Annotated in this window: 1 protein-coding gene; it reads right to left on the bottom strand. The window is 68.4% G+C overall.

Features of this window, described 5'->3' with window-relative positions:
- Positions 1-1637: condensation domain-containing protein (locus tag OQ968_RS24670; RefSeq protein ID WP_324682271.1), on the bottom strand; the 1637-nt coding region annotated here is incomplete at both ends.

Raw genomic sequence — 1637 nt, 5'->3', positions numbered from 1 at the left:
TCGTGGCTGGTGATCTCGGTGATGGCCAACCCGTCAGCACCGGTCAACGCGGCGGTGTCGATCGGATAGTTCTGGTAGACGAACAAGGTGTCAAACAAGCGTTCCTGACCGGTGAGGTGATGGATCTGCGGCAGCGCCAGGTGCTGATGGTCCAAGGTGTGCTGGTGGGTGCGGTGCAGCTGCTCGAGCAGGCCGGTGGTGGTCGTTGCCGGGGTCAGGGTGGCCCGCACCGGCACCGTGTTGACCAACATGCCCACCATCGACTCCGCACCGGCCACCTCGGCCGGCCGCCCCGAGACCGGGGTGCCAAAGGCCACATCGTGCTGGCCGGTCAGCCAGCACAACAGCTGCGCAAACGCGCCCTGCCACACAATGTTGACGGTGGTGTGCTGGGCGCGGGCCAGCCCGCTGACCGCCGCGGTGAGCGAGGCCGGCACCCCAAACACCGCCACTGCTTGGCGCCCTGGCCGCAACCGTTGCGGCGCGCCGACCAGGGTGGGGGTGTCAAAGCCGGCCCACACCTGGCCCCAGGCCCGCCGGGCGGCCTCCAGGTCACGCTCGGCCAGCCAGGCCACCACGGCCCGATACGCAGCCGCTACCGGCAGCCGTTGCCCGTAGTAGCCGGCGACGATCTCACGCAGCAGGATCGGCCGCGACCAGCCATCCAGAACAAGATGGTGATTGGTAAGCACCAGCCGATGCTGGTCTGCCGCGGTGCGGATCAACACCGCCCGAAACAGCGGCTGGTCGGCCGGCTCGCACACCGCGGCGCGTTCGGCCGCGCAAACCCGCTGGATGCGCTCCTCGACACCCTCGCTGCCGTCGAGATCGAGATAGCACCACGGCGCCACCGCATCAGCCGGGATGATCTGCACCGGCTCGTCGAACCGGTCACAAAACCGGGCCACCAGGTTGGGATGGCGCGCGACCACGGCCTGCACCGCAGCGCGCAGCCGCTGGGCATCCAGCGGGCCGCTTAACCGGATATCCAGCTGCACCGCATACACATCCTCACCACCTGGCTCGGTGGTGCCGGCGTGGAACAACAACCCCTGCTGCAACGGCGTCAGCGGCAACACATCAGCCAGCCCATAGTCGCGGTCCAACTCGTCGAGCTGCTGCTGGCTCAGCCGCGCGGGCACGATATCCGACGGGGTCAACCCGCCCCCACCGGCACGCACATACGCGCCGATCCCGGCCAGGGCCTCAAACCACAACCGGCTCAGCCGGCCGATTCGGTCGCGATCGACCACCGAGGGCGCCCAGCGCCAATTGGCCTGCAACTGCGGGCCAGCCTCGGAATCGACGGTGCCGGCGTTAAGGTCCACGCTGTAGGGCAACGGCAACGGCAACGCCGCACCCGCACCAATGCCCGACAACCCGTCCAGACACAGCCGCCACCCCCCAGCGTCGGTGCCCGCAGCGCCCAGCCGGCCCAAATAGTTAAACCCGATCGGCGGCACCGGCCCGGCCAAATCCACCTCGGGGTTCAAATAGCGCAACAGACCGTAGGTCAAACCCCCAGGCAGGGCGCGAAGCTGTTCTTTGGCGTCTTTGACCACCACCCCCAGCGCCGCCTCGCCGGCGATCACCTGCCCCCAGGACAAACCCCCCACCGCCAACGACACCGGATATTT

The organism is Mycobacterium sp. 663a-19 (assembly GCF_035616495.1).
In the GTDB taxonomy this organism is placed as follows: Bacteria; Actinomycetota; Actinomycetes; order Mycobacteriales; family Mycobacteriaceae; genus Mycobacterium.
Note: the sequence above shows the minus strand (reverse complement) of the source record. Positions and strands in the feature narration are given on the sequence as shown.